Origin of the sequence: Algoriphagus sp., from assembly GCF_013373065.1 — a bacterium.
Lineage (GTDB): Bacteria > Bacteroidota > Bacteroidia > Cytophagales > Cyclobacteriaceae > Algoriphagus.
In genome coordinates, this window is record NZ_JABXIN010000022.1 from 91,666 (window position 1) to 106,589 (window position 14,924).

Annotated in this window: 13 protein-coding genes; 6 read left to right on the forward strand and 7 right to left on the reverse strand. The window is 41.0% G+C overall.

Annotation, left to right across the window (positions count from 1 at the left end):
- Nucleotides 1-10: 10 nt before the first annotated feature.
- Nucleotides 11-844 (reverse strand): GLPGLI family protein, encoded by an 834-nt coding sequence (locus HWE15_RS13980; RefSeq protein WP_290508163.1) that lies wholly within the window; start codon nucleotides 842-844, stop codon nucleotides 11-13.
- Between the two features lie 114 nt (nucleotides 845-958).
- Here HWE15_RS13980 and HWE15_RS13985 point away from each other — a divergent pair, with 114 nt between their 5' ends.
- The 3 genes from HWE15_RS13985 to moaCB all read left to right on the forward strand — a co-directional run bounded on the left by HWE15_RS13985 (nucleotide 959) and on the right by moaCB (nucleotide 4,200).
- Nucleotides 959-2,497, forward strand: a complete 1,539-nt coding sequence (locus HWE15_RS13985) for a HAMP domain-containing sensor histidine kinase (protein WP_290508164.1) — start codon at nucleotides 959-961, stop codon at nucleotides 2,495-2,497.
- Complete coding sequence (locus tag HWE15_RS13990) at nucleotides 2,494-3,174, forward strand: response regulator transcription factor (protein ID WP_290508165.1); 681 nt, start codon at nucleotides 2,494-2,496, stop codon at nucleotides 3,172-3,174. The genes HWE15_RS13985 and HWE15_RS13990 overlap by 4 nt, the downstream gene beginning before the upstream one ends.
- 114 nt (nucleotides 3,175-3,288) lie before the next feature.
- A complete protein-coding gene (gene moaCB, locus HWE15_RS13995) occupies nucleotides 3,289-4,200 on the forward strand; it encodes a bifunctional molybdenum cofactor biosynthesis protein MoaC/MoaB (RefSeq protein ID WP_290508166.1) in 912 nt (303 codons plus the stop codon).
- Between the two features lie 174 nt (nucleotides 4,201-4,374).
- Here moaCB and HWE15_RS14000 read toward each other — a convergent pair whose 3' ends face one another.
- Together HWE15_RS14000 and HWE15_RS14005 are read right to left on the reverse strand one after the other, a co-directional pair.
- Nucleotides 4,375-6,645 (reverse strand): TonB-dependent receptor, encoded by a 2,271-nt coding sequence (locus HWE15_RS14000; protein ID WP_290508167.1) that lies wholly within the window; start codon nucleotides 6,643-6,645, stop codon nucleotides 4,375-4,377.
- Nucleotides 6,646-6,734: 89 nt separating this feature from the next.
- Complete coding sequence (locus tag HWE15_RS14005) at nucleotides 6,735-7,106, reverse strand: hypothetical protein (RefSeq protein ID WP_290508168.1); 372 nt, start codon at nucleotides 7,104-7,106, stop codon at nucleotides 6,735-6,737.
- Nucleotides 7,107-7,284: 178 nt separating this feature from the next.
- Between HWE15_RS14005 and HWE15_RS14010 the strand changes: the two genes are divergently transcribed.
- From HWE15_RS14010 to HWE15_RS14020, 3 genes are all read left to right on the forward strand, one after another.
- Complete coding sequence (locus HWE15_RS14010; RefSeq protein WP_290508169.1) at nucleotides 7,285-7,680, forward strand: DUF302 domain-containing protein; 396 nt, start codon at nucleotides 7,285-7,287, stop codon at nucleotides 7,678-7,680.
- Nucleotides 7,681-7,695: 15 nt separating this feature from the next.
- Nucleotides 7,696-9,174, forward strand: a complete 1,479-nt coding sequence (locus tag HWE15_RS14015; RefSeq protein ID WP_290508170.1) for a pyruvate kinase — start codon at nucleotides 7,696-7,698, stop codon at nucleotides 9,172-9,174.
- Nucleotides 9,175-9,249: 75 nt separating this feature from the next.
- Nucleotides 9,250-10,635, forward strand: coding sequence for a transglutaminase-like domain-containing protein (locus HWE15_RS14020; RefSeq protein WP_367204014.1), 1,386 nt, complete (start codon nucleotides 9,250-9,252; stop codon nucleotides 10,633-10,635).
- Nucleotides 10,636-10,675: 40 nt separating this feature from the next.
- On the opposite strand, the gene HWE15_RS14025 is transcribed toward HWE15_RS14020, so the two are convergent.
- From HWE15_RS14025 to HWE15_RS14040, 4 genes are all read right to left on the reverse strand, one after another.
- The gene (locus tag HWE15_RS14025; RefSeq protein ID WP_290508171.1) at nucleotides 10,676-10,903 is read right to left on the reverse strand and encodes a hypothetical protein; all 228 of its coding nucleotides are present in this window, start codon (nucleotides 10,901-10,903) and stop codon (nucleotides 10,676-10,678) included.
- A 94-nt stretch (nucleotides 10,904-10,997) separates the two neighbouring features.
- Complete coding sequence (locus HWE15_RS14030) at nucleotides 10,998-11,573, reverse strand: phosphatase PAP2 family protein (RefSeq protein ID WP_290508172.1); 576 nt, start codon at nucleotides 11,571-11,573, stop codon at nucleotides 10,998-11,000.
- Nucleotides 11,570-12,481, reverse strand: a complete 912-nt coding sequence (gene hemF, locus HWE15_RS14035) for an oxygen-dependent coproporphyrinogen oxidase (protein WP_290508173.1) — start codon at nucleotides 12,479-12,481, stop codon at nucleotides 11,570-11,572. The genes HWE15_RS14030 and hemF overlap by 4 nt, the downstream gene beginning before the upstream one ends.
- A gap of 7 nt (nucleotides 12,482-12,488) precedes the next feature.
- Nucleotides 12,489-14,909 carry a BamA/TamA family outer membrane protein gene (locus HWE15_RS14040; protein ID WP_290508174.1) on the reverse strand — a complete coding sequence of 807 codons (2,421 nt, stop codon included), beginning with the start codon at nucleotides 14,907-14,909 and terminating at the stop codon, nucleotides 12,489-12,491.
- Nucleotides 14,910-14,924: the final 15 nt, after the last annotated feature.

Here is a 14,924-nt window from a genome sequence, read left to right on the forward strand (position 1 = left end):
TGAGCGGTGTTTAATTTCCGATTCGGATTGTAAATTGATTTCCATCTCCAGGTTTGCCCTGATAACGGTTCATCATTTGCTTCATTCCTTCCTCTTGGATGGTTCTAAACTCTTCTCGCGTTACCACTTTTCCTCTATCGGGACGAACAATGGCTACAGGCTCTGCGGATGGATTCAATTCAATTCGTTCACAAATCAAAACGCGTCCTCCATTGTTGAGCTCCAAGATGAGACCGGGAAGTCCAAAGTAATTCTCTGGCCCATGGGGTACAGGGATTTCGGGTGTAAACCATGCTGTAATTGACAAAGTGTCTTTGACGGTTTCCATTTCAGTCATCCCTGTAGAAAATCGCTGCGAATCAACAATCCGGGTGTAGGTTGCTTTTTGGGCAGTATAATCACCGATTTGTTTGGATTCACCTGTTAATTCCCATTCAGCTGGCTCCAAGACATCTTTGATTAGAAATTCTTTTCCCATCACGTCCTGCTCTTGCTCAAAGGTTTGCTCGGCGATGTTTTTATAAAGAATCCTATCCTGACTTCCAGTGTTGATCACGATTTGCATACCCCCTGAAGAAGCGGTGGCAGGACCTCCTCCCAAGCTTTCCACTTGTTTCCAAATGGATTCGATGGGGGTAAAGGATAGCACATATTCCCGCTCCATTTGTTTTTTGAGTTGGGCTTGGATTTCTGCCATTTGATCAGGATTCATCTGGCTAGAATCCATTTCAAATTTGAAAGAAGAGGAAGATTTATAATATGCTCTTCCTGTCAATCCTTGAGAAAAAAGCGGTTGAATACTCCCCATGAGTAGGGCAATAAGAATTAGAAATCTGGCTTTCATAGTGTTTCTGTTTTTTTGACAAAGCAATAAAGTTAGGACAAAACATTCCGTTAAGTACTGTTAACGAGTGTTAACCATCATTTTTTGGGTATTTTATACTCTTAACTTTGAATTGTGAAAAAGCTGGAATTCAAGCGGATTGGAATTTTAATCGGGGTTACGCTCTTGATAGCAGTGGCTGTTCAGGCTTGGCGAATCGCTTCCGAATTTGAATTGATTCAAACCCAATTGCAAGGGGATATTCAGGAATGCCTGGATAATGCGGTGGAGAATTATTATGCTGATTTAGCAAAGACTGACGTGATCACCTTAACTGATTTCAACGTCAATCGAGAACTCATCAATGATTCAATATCTTCCTCCAAAATCAAACGAATTGAAATAAATAGACTGGATAGTGTAGGAAGCTTTATTGATCGAGTTGGAAAAAGCACCCGTTTATTTGAGGCTCTAGAAAATGCTGAAAATGGAGGGTTGGACTCCTTATTTTGGGAGGGTAGCCTACGGGACAGCACATCCAGTTTTGTATTGGTAGATTCGGCAAGGAAGATTGCCTTCGATGAGAAAAATGATCTACAAATCTTCATGGGAAAAGCCAATGCCGATAGCATTAATCGACTTGAGTTTTTGACCAGTAAGATCATTATTTCCATCACAAGGGATAGCTTGGATTTTGACAAGATCAATGCATTTCTGTTTCAAGAATTGGATCGAAGAGGAATTGATATCAATTACCGCTTGGTTCATCTGACAGGAGATACTAAAACGGATAGTCTCCTGCTTGCAAGTGCCACTCCTATGCCTTTCAAGACGGTTTCCCGGTCGACTTTCTTACCAGTCGGACAACGGTTGGAAATGTATTTTGAAAACACCGCATTGACAGTTTTGAAGCGGGGTATGGTGGAGGTTTTAACAGCTTTGGTCTTTTTGGGAATCATTACCTATGCGTTTTACTATCTCTATCAAACCATCAAAAACCAAAAGGAAATTGCAGAGATAAAGCAGGATCTCATTTCAAATATCACCCACGAGTTTAAGACGCCAATCGCCACCACACTTTCTGCGATCGAAGGGGTAGAGCATTTCAATCCTGAAAATGACCCTGCGAAGACCAGTCGGTATTTGGGTGTTTCTAAAATCCAAATGCATAAACTGAATCAAATGGTCGAAAAGCTATTAGAAACGGCTACTTTGGATACAGACCAGTTGGTGTTGAAAAAAGAACCCATTGAACCGGAGCCCATGCTTAGGCAATTGGTTCAAAAGTTTCAAACCTTGGCTCCTGAAAAGCACTTGGACTTGATCGTTCCGGCAAATCCCAAACCTATGACGGTTGATCCTTTTCATTTTGAAAATGTGATTTCAAATCTTTTGGACAATGCGGTGAAATACGGAGGGGATGAAATCCGGGTTTGTTTTGACCAAAATGGACTTAATAAAATCCGGGTGCAGGATAATGGTGGTGCTATTAGCCCAGAGCAAAAAGAGCGAGTTTTTGAGCAGTTTTACAGAATTCCAAAAGGGGATTTGCATGATGTGAAAGGCTTTGGGATCGGCTTGTATTATGTCCGCAAGATTGTGGAAAAACATGAGGGGAAAATCCAACTGGAAACCGGTAAAAATCGAACCACCTTTATTACCTATTGGCCATGAGCAAAATCAACGTATTGCTGGCCGAAGATGAGCTGGCATTGGGAATGATCATTCAGGAAAGTCTTGAAAGTAGAGACTTTAAGGTAAAACTCTGCGAAAATGGACAAGTGGCCTGGGATAGCTATCAGCAAAACAAACCGGATATTCTGATATTGGATGTGATGATGCCCAAAATGGATGGGTTTTCCCTTGCCTCAGAAATCCGAAAAATCGATCCCTACACACCAATTATTTTTCTGACCTCCAAGAGCCAAACGGAAGATGTTGTGAAAGGCTTTGGGCTTGGGGCAAACGACTATGTAAGAAAGCCTTTCAGCATGGAGGAATTAATCGTACGAATTAAAGCCCATTTGGATCGCCTGCGAACCAGGCAGAATCAAAGCGACTGGATCGCTGTTGGAAAGTACGAGTTTCATCCCACCCGTCAATTGCTCAAGCTAGGCGATACCGAAACTCCCCTAACTGCCCGGGAAAGTCAATTGCTGCAGATGCTTTTGGAAAATGCCAATGACATCACCGATCGCACGCTGATTTTGAAACAGATTTGGGGATCCGATGATTTTTTTAATGCCCGAAGTATGGATGTTTTCATCACCAAACTCCGGAAAAAACTTCAGGATGACCCGGAAATTCAGATTTTGAATATTCGTGGATACGGATTTAAACTGGTTTGTTGAAAAAAATAATCAGTGAGAATTCCCCAAGATTTTTACCTTCTGTTGAATATTTTTTGATCCCTTCCTAAAAAGTTAGAGTTTAGTCCTAGATTTAATTAAGCCACTAATTCACGGATGATTCAGATTACCCACAAAAATTCCACCCTACGAAAGGCCATCGCACAAGCCATCGTCAAAGTAAGTTTACCGGAAACCATTCAGGCCATTCAAGAAAAAACAGTCCCTAAGGGGGATGTTTTGGAATGTGCCCGGGTAGCTGGACTTTTTGCAGCAAAGCGAACAGCTGATATGATTCCTGATTGCCATCCGCTGCCCGTAGAATATACTAGTGTAAGCTATGAAATTCAGGAAATGGAGGTTCGGGTACTGGTAGAAATCCATACGGTTTACAAAACAGGGGTAGAGGTAGAAGCCATGCATGCAGCATCTGTGGTCGCATTGACCATGTATGATATGTTAAAACCGATTGATAAAGGGATTAGCATTGAGCAGATCAAATTGGTAGAGAAAAAAGGAGGAAAATCTGATTTCAAAAAGCTTTCCGAAAAGCAGTTGACTGCAGCGGTAATCGTTTGTTCTGATTCCATTTCTTCAGGGGAAAATGAAGATTCCGCAGGTAGAATGATCGCAGAGAAATTGAAAAGCTATGGGATTGAAATAGATGATTTGGAAGTGATTCCAGATGAAAAAATCCTTATTGAGGAAAAGGCCTTGATTGCTGTAGAGGAAGGGATTGATTTGGTGATTTTTACTGGTGGGACGGGTTTGTCACCTAGAGATGTGACCCCGGAAGCATTATCGGATATTCTTGAACAACGTGTGCCAGGAATTGAAGAAGCTATGCGAAGCTATGGACAGCAGCGAACCCCGCTAGCGATGCTTTCCCGTTCAGTTGCAGGAATGATTAAAAACTCCTTAATTCTTGCGCTTCCTGGATCGCCCAAAGGAGTGGTTGAATCCATGGATGCCATATTTCCTGCAGTATTGCACGTATTCAAAGCTAGGGAGGGTACACGGCATGATTAATTTAGTGGATTGAAAAAAAGAGGCGTCTTAAAAGAATTACGTCATTGCGAATAAAGTGAAGCAATCTATCCTGATTTAATTTAAATCAACATTGAGATCGCTTCGTTTCACTCGCGATGACGAACCTAAGGCTTTTAAGACAGCCCCCTGCCCTCTTTTTGGTTTAATTAAACATCAAGGGAATTTGAAACTTACCATTAAGAAGAAATTTCTTCCCGGTGCATACATAGGCATTTTATCTGTGCCAATGGGTCGAGTTAAATGCTCGTAATAAGTTTCATCCAAGAGATTCTGTATACCTGCTTTGAGGAATAGTTTTTCTCCTATGGGATAACTGACATCCCAGTCAACCAGTGAGAAACCAGGTGTGACCCCTTCTCCAAAAGCCTCAGAAATTCGATTTTGTTGAGAAACAAATCGAAAACTTACCCCTGTTTGAAGTTTTCCTTCGATCAAGTGCCCCAAAAAGCGATATCGGATATCCAAAGGAGCCACTTCCGGCAATGCCGCATCCCGATCCAAATCTTGACCATAAGTGTAAGCAAGATTTAGAGAATGACTTAAATGAGAACTGATACGCTGATTGAAGGAGAATTCAACTCCCGATTTGAAGGCTTTATTCAAATTCACGTAGCGTCTTACTCCCGGACTACTAGGTAGCCTTGGGGATAGATCAGTCCTTTCTGAAGAAATGTAATTGCTTAGATAGGACCCAAATAGAGTTACTTCAGCAGAAATTCCTTCTTTTTCAAAGCCCAGTACCCAATCCAGTTGATTGTTGGTTTCGGGTTTGATTTGAGGATCACCTACCATTTCCCATGGATCCAAGCCTACAGGAAGGAAATTAATATACCGTTCCAAGAGGCTTCCGCTTCTGCTTACCCTAGCTGCCCAAATACCCATGGTGAATTTTTCTCCTAGATTTCGCTGAATCCCAACACTAATTCCGGGATTAACTTGCGTATTGACGACATCAGGATTGAGTTGGGTAAATTCTTCAGCAGGATCATTTGCCTGGGCTTGGTTCACTTCTAATCTAGCAGAAGTTGTGAGAACTGAGCCACCAATAGGGAAGGAGTAATTTGCAAAGAATCCGGTTTTGTTGATCTGGGAATCTTGCCATACTGGATCTATAAATATTCTTCCAGCCATGGGACCCATTAGCATTTCGCGTGTGCGGTTACCGTCTGCACTTTCAGATCTGAAATCTGCCCCAGCATATAATTTTGCCTGATCAAACTGCCAGGTTCCTTCAGTCCTGAATCCCCAATTTTGGGTGCTCGCCGGTGTGGAGGCATTTACCATTCGAGGATTCAGCTCCCGCATCAAATTGTCCATCAAGTGGTCCACTTTCGTGAAATAAGCGGAATTGGTCCAAGAGACTAAATTTTGTCCATGAAGAGAACGGGTGTGATACAAACTGGCCATCCAGGTATCATCGGTCCGTAAATCCATTGCTAATGAAGGGAAGTCCACATCCCGCGCAAAGTTTCTATTTACAGAAACTTGTACAAGATCATAATTGGATACTTTCAGGTCCCCATATAGACCAAGGGTGCCTCGTTTAAACGCGGCAGGAATATATTCCCCATTTCCTGCTTTGTAGTCTTCGCCGATGGAATAGCTTCCCAAAACTCCTATTTCATAATTGGAGCCTTGAAATCCCACTCTTCCTTCATTTCTCCAGATATTTCCATTGGATTCATAGAGGCTGGAAAATCGTCCATAAGTCCCTGGATCGGAAGTGAATTCAGGGCTTTCAGGAATATAATTGATTGTTCCTCCTAGACCAATTCCATACCGTAACGCATGCGGGCCTTTGAGAATTTCCACCTGTTTGATTCGGTTTAGGGCTACTTGGGAGGTTGGGGGATCCATTCGGTTGGGACATGCAGCATTGGCGGTTTGAATCCCATTCACGACGACATTGAGTTGGTCGTATTTAAACCCTCTCATCACCGGGTCAAAAGCAAAGCTACCTGCTTTCCGAATACCAGAAACGACAGGGTTCAACATCAAAATGGCTCCTGCATCATGATGAAGTCGTTCCTGATCCGAAAGGATAATTTTCTTATCCTTTTCCTCTGTCATTTTGATCGAAATTACGGATACGGGTTGAAGCCCAAGAATTGCTTCTTTCTTGAAAATAATGCCTTTCTTTCTGGCTTCAAGAACTTCCTGTGCAGTCAAGAACCAAGACCCGTAGCTCAGGTGATTGAGGTATAATATTGTGTTTTCCTGAAAATCAAGATTAATTATGCCATCCAAATCGGAAATTCCTTTTTGACTTCCATAATGATAGGAGGCGCCAATGATGGCTGTTTTTTGATCTTGATCCTGCAGCTTGAGGTGGAATTTTTCTTGAGAAAGCACAGGAGTACTTACCAAAAACATCGCTATCAAGCTCAGTAAATAAGTGTGTTTTTTTACAAATAGATATTTCATGTAATCCTTGATTTGTGGTAATAGACTTCCATTTCCCGTTGGGATAGTGCCCAAGGGATTAAGGAATAATTCAAATGTGTTGATCAGGATTATTGGGGTGGATGGAAAAAATCAAAGCTGAAATCCGAGCGAAAAGCTTCAGCTAATTTTAAATGCTTTTGAATGGAAAAAGAGGCCTTTCTTTGAAGGAAAAGTTCATTTAGCCCAATGGGAAGGTAGTGAAGTTGTAATTCCTCCAATGTAATTTCTTCTCCATTTTCCTGAGATTCACTAGCTTTTGCCAATCGTTTTCCCAATTCGCATTGACCGTTACATTCTAATTCAGGCTTGTCTTTATTCACACAGTACAAAGCAGTAATTTCTTCTCGATCTGAATAGAAATGAGCCTGAATCAAGGTGTAGCCCATGCCGTTGAGGAGAATTAAGGGGATAAATATGCTGTTAACAAGCGCTTTCCACATACGAATGCAATAATCACAAGAAACTAAAAATGAACAGGTGATTAAAATCACTTTTTCGAACTACAAATATCCTAGCCCTAGGAATCAAAATGGTTGAAATTGCATCCCGATGGTGAGTATAGTTACGAATTACTTGCATTCTAAATCCTAAATTCAAAATCAATCAAACACCTAGACTATGAGCTATTTTCAATCTAAAACCATTAAGTCAAACTCTTTGGAGGACCTTCGAGGAAAAGTAGAAGCTGCACTTAAATCTGAGGGTTTTGGGGTTTTAACAGAAATTGATGTGCAAGCTACGATGAAGAAGAAGCTTGATAAGGATTATGCACCGTATTTGATTTTAGGTGCTTGCAATCCTGTTTTTGCGGACAAAGTATTGAGTGCTGAACCTCACATCGGTGTGCTTTTACCTTGTAATGTTACAATTCGACAATTGGAATCCGGAGAATTTGAGGTAGCAATCATGAATCCGGGAGCGGCCATGGCTGCAGTGAATAATCCAGCAATTGAACCGCTAGCTGATGAAGTAGGGGAGAAATTACAGCGCGCCCTTGATCAAATTGGAGCCTAAACCCTTTGAATTCTTATGGAAACTGATTTGGATTTGCTTCGCTTAGAGCTATCTACTTTGGAGAAAGAAATGGTAGAGGAAGTGGAGCGAAGGAAGGTTTGTTCAGCAAATATCCAATCGCGCCAATATAATTCCTGGAAGAATCTGATTCACTACCTCACGCTTCGACGAGCTGATCGGCGTGATCTTCAGCTACGTCTTCATAATGCAGGCTTATCAGCACTTTCTAACTCCGAAAGCCATATTAGGCATCAAGTTCAGGCAATCCAAAAACGATTAGGAGTCTCCTTGGAGGAAAAGGATTTTGCTACTTGTAATTATCAAGTATCCAGGGAAATTTTATCTGAAAATGTTTCCCAGCTTTTTGCTTCTGAGCATCCCCATCAACCTTCCATCATGGTTACTCTAGATAGTTCTGTAGCCACTTCGGCAGCGTTTATCGCTGAATTAATGAAGGCAGGAATGACTGTAGCCAGAATTAATTTGGCACATGAATCAGAAAAGGAATGGAGGGAAATTCTTGAACTCATAAGGAAGACAGAGGTCATAAGTAAAAAAAGCTGTAGAATTTACATGGATTTGGCCGGGCCAAAAATCAGAACCAAGTTTATCGGAAAGCAGCAGAAATTAGAGCAGATTCCGATAAAAGAAGGTCAATTAATTTATCTAGGCTCAAGCTATGAGGGGGTAGATGAAAAAAAAGACTTGGTAATCAGCCCTACCGAATTGGAAGTTTTGAAATTTTTAAAAACAGGAGATAGGGTATTTATAGATGATGGCAAAATTCAGGGCTTCATCGAAAAAATAGCAGGAGAGGGATTAGTGGGTGTCCGGATTTTGAGGATCGTCAAAAAGAAGCCAAACCTTAAACCTGAAAAAGGAATCAATTTTCCTGATTCAAAAATCAAAATCAACCCGCTTACTGAATATGATTTGAATGTATTGCCTTTTGCGGTAACCCATGCGGATTTAATTGGATATTCATTTGTAAACAGGCCAAAGGACATAGCCAATCTCATGCAGGAAATGAAAAATCATGGAGAAAAGGTCCCTTCTGTGATACTGAAAATAGAAACTTCTTTGGCTGTCCGGAATTTACCAGCCTTGCTTTTTGAAGGAATGAAAAATCCCTTTTTTGGAGTAATGATCGCGCGGGGTGATTTGGCTGTGGAGGTTGGATTTGAGCGTTTGAGTGAAGTACAGGATGAGATTCTTTGGATCTGTGAGGCAGGGCATGTTCCGGTTATTTGGGCGACCCAAGTGATGGAAACACTTCATAAATCAGGTTTGGCAACCCGTGCTGAAATTACAGATGCTTCTCAGGCTGCTATGGCTGAATGCATTATGATCAATAAGGGACCTCATACCCTTGAAGTATTGGATTCTCTGCAAAACATCATTCAACGGATGGGGACTCATCGGGATAAAAAACGATATACTTTTCGGGAATTGAAGATCGCTTCCAAATTCCTTTCGAAGCAATTGCTATTCTGATATCCTACAATCTTTAAATACGTAGGGAACCTAACCTTTTTCGAAGCTTTGTGGAATTTCAGTTATTTTTATCGAATGAATTTAAACAAGCCTAATACCCGAACTTATTCTTTTACCAATCTTTTGAGATTGGTTTTTGTCTTTTCCTTGGTTTGGATGACTTCCTGTCAGGGAACAGATGTGAAAAAAACAGAAACTCCTCCAATCGCTGAAAAAGTATCCATCGCTGAAATAGAAGCAGGTATAAAAGCCTACATAGAAAAAGAGACAGAAGCCAATGGAGGAATATTCCCGGTAAAAGATGAAGCACATGATCTCAAAATGAAGTTGGTTCGCGTTCATACCGAATACCTCTCTAATTTGGGACCTGACCGACATTTTGCTTGTGTGGATCTGGTAGACGAGAGTGGGGAAGTCTTTGATGTTGACTTTTTTATGGAAGGAAAACCTGGGGAAATGACTGTGACCCAAACAACCGTACACAAGTTGAATGGCAAACCCTTTTATTCATGGAAGCAAAATAAGGAGGATAAAACCTGGTATCGGGTGCCTTTGGAGGAATCATCCAATCAGTTGTTAGGAATTGTAGAAGGTGTTGATTCGTTTGAATTTTATTATCGAGTTCAAGTCCCTCCACTTTCCTCTAAAGCTAAGATTTGGATTCCAGTGGCTGCTTCGGATCATTATCAAAAAGTTGAGGTTTTGGAAATGAAATTAGCGGGGGAAGTTCAGGAATTAGAAGATCGGGATTTTGGGAATCAATTGGTATACATGGAATTGGATCCAATTGATTCGGGTAAAGAGATTTTTCTTTCCTATTCAGTAGAGCGGAAAGAAAAAGGACCTTATGAAGCTCCCGAACCTAATCCTGAATTGTATTTGGCCTCCAATCGTCTGATGCCTACCGGTGGAAGGTTTGAAGAAATTGCGATGGAAGTTTTGGGTTCTAAAATCAACGATTCAAAATTGATTCAAGCAAGAGCTCTTTACGATTATATCATCGATAATATGCGGTACATGAAATTCGGAGATTATGGCAGAGGAGATTCAAATTATGCCTGTGATTCAAAAACAGGGAATTGTTCTGAATTTCATTCCTTTTTCATTTCATTAGCCCGATCTGTGGGAATTCCTGCTCGATTTGCCATTGGAGCTTCAATCCCGTCGGATCGGGATGAAGGAGGGATAGATGGCTATCATTGTTGGGCAGAATTTTACGCGGATGGCAAATGGTGGCCTGTGGATATTTCAGAAGCAAATAAATATACTGCTTTAGCAACCTATTATTTTGGAAGACATCCTGCCAATCGAATAGAATTAAGTAGAGGTAGAGATTTGGTGGTTGATCCAAGTCCTGAATCAGGCCCTTTGAATTTTATCGCTTTCCCATATTTAGAAATTGATGGAAAAGAAGTGAAAGCTGTATCTAGTTTCTCTTTTTTGAGGAAGTCAAAAAGTTGAATTCAAAAAAAACAGGCTCAATTTGAGCCTGTTTCCGATATTAATTTGATGGATGTTCTGAGCCACCGCTAGTGCTGTCACTACCTTCTGATGGATGCTCAGAAGGATGCTCGCTACTATCCGAAGGATGTTCAGATGGGTGCTCACTACTTTGTTCAGTTTCTGTTTCCTGAGCTTCTTCTTTTTTACCTCCACAAGAAGTAAAAGTGACTGCACTTAGAAAACTTAGTGCAAATACAAGGGATAGGATGGATTTAAATTTCTTCATAGTCGTTTCTATTTTGGTGATAAGACACGAAGTTAAATTGAATTCAGGGAATTTTCCAAAAATGGTAAATTATCTTCGATACTATCGTTCTTTTTTATCGAAGTATATTTTTTACGAGTTCTCTTTTTACAAAAACAATTAGAAACCAGGAAATTAAAGCAGCTAAAACCCCAACGAGCCCCCCTACGAGCAAATCGAGCGGATAATGAACGCCTAAATAAATTCTCGTATAGCTAACAAAAATGGCATAAAGGAAAAGCCAACCCATGCCTTTTAGTTTTCCTTTTAGCTTTAAAATGAGGAAAACCGTCATCCCAAAGGTATTAGCGGCATGCGAAGAAGCAAATCCATAGAGTCCCCCACAACGTTCGTAGGTGTGGATCAGTCCATCCCACCGAGGATCATGGCAAGGACGAAGACGCTCGAAATAAGGTTTCATCAATCCTGAAGTGGTTTGATCTGCCAGTAGAATGGTCAATGCAACTCCACCAAATACCCACCAACTGTTTTTTGGGTCGGATTTGTAGATTTTAAAAATTAAAAATCCGAAAAGAGGGACCCAAGTTATGGTTTTCGTTGATTGATTGACAATCGGGTCAAACCAGTCCCAATGGTGGGAGTTCAGAAAAAGAAAAAGTTGTTCATCCCAATGGATAAGGGTTTCCATCATAGCCCAAAATTTAACCAGTCCACATTTTTCTTAAGATTTCTGAGTGTGAATTCTTCTTCACTTCCAGGTTCCTCTTGGTACATGTAGGTCCACTCCGCTTGAGGAGGCATGCTCATCAGAATACTTTCGGTACGGCCATTGGTGTCTAAACCAAATTTTGTTCCTGCATCCCAAACTAAGTTGAATTCCACATAGCGACCTCTTCTTAGGTTTTGCCATGCTTTTTCTTTGGAGCCATAAGGTATTTTTGAATTTTTCTTCATGAAGTGGCCATATACCTCTGGGAATAAGCGGCCAATTGCTAAGCTGAATTGGAGGATGTTTTCAAACTCAACCTCGTCTTTTCCGGTAAGTCTATCATAAAATATCCCACCTACACCCCGGGTTTCTTTTCGGTGCTTTAAGTAAAAGTATTCGTCTGCCCAAGCTTTAAATTTTGGATAATAGGCTGTATCAAATTCATCACATGTCTCTTTTACCCGGTGATGAAAATATCGAGCATCCTCAGGAACGATGTAGTGGGGGGTAAGATCTATTCCTCCACCAAACCAATAGACTCCATTTTCCATTTCGAAGTATCGAATATTCATATGAATGATGGGGACCATGGGGCTTTTGGGATGCAAAACAATGGATACTCCTGTTGCAAAGAAATTGGCCTTTTCCAATCCCAGTTTTTTGAGGATTTTTTCAGGGGTTGGGCCATGAACAGCAGAGAATGCTACACCTCCCTTTTCGATAATCGCTCCGTTTTGAAAGATACGGGTTCGACCCCCGCCTCCTTCACTTCGTTCCCAGCGGTCCTCTTTAAATTTTCCTTGCCCATCAAATTTTTCCAGTTCTGTGCAGATATAGTCCTGCATTTGCTGATAGATAGTTGCTATTTCCTCTTTCGTTTTTCGTGCCATGTCCAATTTAAAATGGATATCCAATCCCAAAATTCAATACAGTTTGACCTTTGATTCCGAAAGGACTTCTGAAAGAAATATTGTCCAAAACCCAGCGTTCCCCATCAGGTTCGGCAGGATCTATAGCTTTCGTAGCTAGGTCCAAACGAATGACCAAAAAATCAAAATCCATCCGTAATCCTATACCAGTACCAACAGCCAGTTCCTTGTAAAAACGATCAAATCGAAAATCTGCTCCAGGACGGGTTTGGTCGGGGCCGATTACCCAGGAGTTTCCAATATCAACAAAAAGAGCCATGTCAAAGTATCCATACAATTTGCGTCGGTATTCCAACATGGATTCAATAATCATTTCTGCGGGTTGTTCAATCGGGTAGTCATACCGTCCTCCTTCACCCTGGTTTGGCTTATAGCTACCGGGCCCCAATCGTCTGGCTTGCCAAGCACGAATACTAGTTCCCCCGCCAGCAAAGAAGTATTTTTCATAGGGTAAAATCCCGTTACTGACCCCATAGGGTTGAGCAATTCCAAAATTCATTCGATAGGCGAATGTTTGTTTTCTATCAATCGGATAATACCTCCTAAAGTCAGCTTGGAATTTTAACCACTGGAAATTGGCAATTTCAGTATTCTCGTTGTTTCCTCTAGTATTAGTAAAATTGAGAAGAGTACCACCACTTTCTCCGAAAAGACGGAGTAAGGAGGAGGGCTTGCTTTGGAAATCCCCGTATCGATTGAAATTGATTATGGATTGACCGGAAATGCTGCTCACGAAGGAAGGAAGAAAGGACCAAACTAAGTTGTTACCTTGGTCAAATAAATCCTCTAGAATTTGTCTAAATTCTGGCGTGACCCGTGGTGTTCGAATAAAGTTAATATCGGCCAGATTTAGGGTAAATTGCTGTCGATTGTTCAAGGTCGCCCAAGTATAGGATAAGAGACCGTTAAAACCGCTTCGGGTATATTCTGGTCGATTGGTGTAATTATATCCGATTTGAGTTCGGGTGTTCGGATTATATTTTCCGAATTTTTCAAGAGAGCTAGTCCAAAATGGAATTAAGAAGCGGGGGAAAATAACAGAGCCTGAAACACCAAGTTCGCGGCTTTGATAAACTCCCTGATTCGTAGCAGATGCAACCCCCTCCAAGCCGGCTCTGAAATTAAACTCGAGGATTTCTCCACCTCGGAAAAAATTTCTGTTTCGTAGAGAAGTACTGAAAAACGGCCCTGGTAGCTGTTCAGTAATACTTAAGCCAACCTGATTAGTTAATTGATATTTCTGGGCCGGCTGGGTAAAAATGTTTGCGGTGAGCGATGTGCCAAGTGTATCAAAAGTGATGTTTACAAATCGAAACAAGTCCAAATTGCTAAGCTGTTTCTGGCTTTCAATAACAATATTCCGGTTGTATTTGGAGCTTTTATCAAACAGCACTCGAGAGGCTAGTATTTTTTCAGAATAGCGATCTCGGTAGAAATTGAAATCGATTCCATGTAATTCACGGTTGACTTGGCGATCTGCAAATTCATCAGAAGGAGGGTTGACCCGAAAATTTATTTTGTCAACCGTGTAGATATTGTGTTTGTCTGCAAAAGTGGGTTTCTGAACTCGCTGTTCGACCTGTACCTTTTTTCCTACGGAATCTGTGTAGACAAAATACTCCAGGTAGCTCTTTGAAAACATGTAGAAACCATTGTTTTTAAGCATTTCTTCAATCCGGTTTCTTTCAGCGATGATATCGTCTTGTGCGTAGAAATTTCCGGTTTTCAAAAAACTTTTGGAAGCTTGTTGATTGAGGAGTTTTCGGATTTCCTCGTTGTCTGTACGGGTATAGATGGAATCTATCAAATAAGGGGGTCCTTCTTTCACCTGGTAGGTTATGTAGGCTTTTTTTCCTTTGGTTTCTACCTCAAATCCTAGGCTAGAATCAAAAAAACCATTGTTCTGAAGGTAACCTGACATGTTTTTTACCGAGCGATCTATAAGTGAAGAATCCAGTAAAGCAACTGGGTTACCAGTCCTCATGAGTCCATTTCCGAATTCTGCTTTATGATTTAAGGATTCAATTCGTGACTCGGCTTTATCACGTTTTTTCAAAAGTTTGCGGTCATCTCCCAAGGAATCGAGCTGAATTTTGATTTCCTCAAGTTCTTGTTCCTTCTCACTGATTTTTCGGGCGACCCGAGCACTGTCAAAAAATGATTTCCCCACTCGGTAAATAGTGACACCCGGGGAAACATTCAATAAAGGAATTCTAAAATTAGTTTCCGGTTGGATCAATCCAGCTAGAGCCTCTTCATCCGCTTTTTCAACTCCACTTAATTCATTTTCAAAAAGTGCATACTCTCCTTCCTTCAGATTTTTAGTCAATGAACAGGCCTGAATGAATCCAAGCAGCGAAAGAAAAAGTATATATTTGGTGAACCTCAAGACGGATAAATCGAA

Coding starts and splice junctions, on each gene's coding strand:
- HWE15_RS13980 (WP_290508163.1), bottom strand. CDS start 844: ATGAAAGCCAGATTTCTAATTCTTATTGCCCTACTCATGGGGAGTATT.
- HWE15_RS13990 (WP_290508165.1), top strand. CDS start 2,494: ATGAGCAAAATCAACGTATTGCTGGCCGAAGATGAGCTGGCATTGGGA.
- moaCB (WP_290508166.1), top strand. CDS start 3,289: ATGATTCAGATTACCCACAAAAATTCCACCCTACGAAAGGCCATCGCA.
- HWE15_RS14000 (WP_290508167.1), bottom strand. CDS start 6,645: ATGAAATATCTATTTGTAAAAAAACACACTTATTTACTGAGCTTGATA.
- HWE15_RS14005 (WP_290508168.1), bottom strand. CDS start 7,106: ATGTGGAAAGCGCTTGTTAACAGCATATTTATCCCCTTAATTCTCCTC.
- HWE15_RS14010 (WP_290508169.1), top strand. CDS start 7,285: ATGAGCTATTTTCAATCTAAAACCATTAAGTCAAACTCTTTGGAGGAC.
- HWE15_RS14015 (WP_290508170.1), top strand. CDS start 7,696: ATGGAAACTGATTTGGATTTGCTTCGCTTAGAGCTATCTACTTTGGAG.
- HWE15_RS14020 (WP_367204014.1), top strand. CDS start 9,250: ATGAATTTAAACAAGCCTAATACCCGAACTTATTCTTTTACCAATCTT.
- HWE15_RS14025 (WP_290508171.1), bottom strand. CDS start 10,903: ATGAAGAAATTTAAATCCATCCTATCCCTTGTATTTGCACTAAGTTTT.
- HWE15_RS14030 (WP_290508172.1), bottom strand. CDS start 11,573: ATGATGGAAACCCTTATCCATTGGGATGAACAACTTTTTCTTTTTCTG.
- hemF (WP_290508173.1), bottom strand. CDS start 12,481: ATGGCACGAAAAACGAAAGAGGAAATAGCAACTATCTATCAGCAAATG.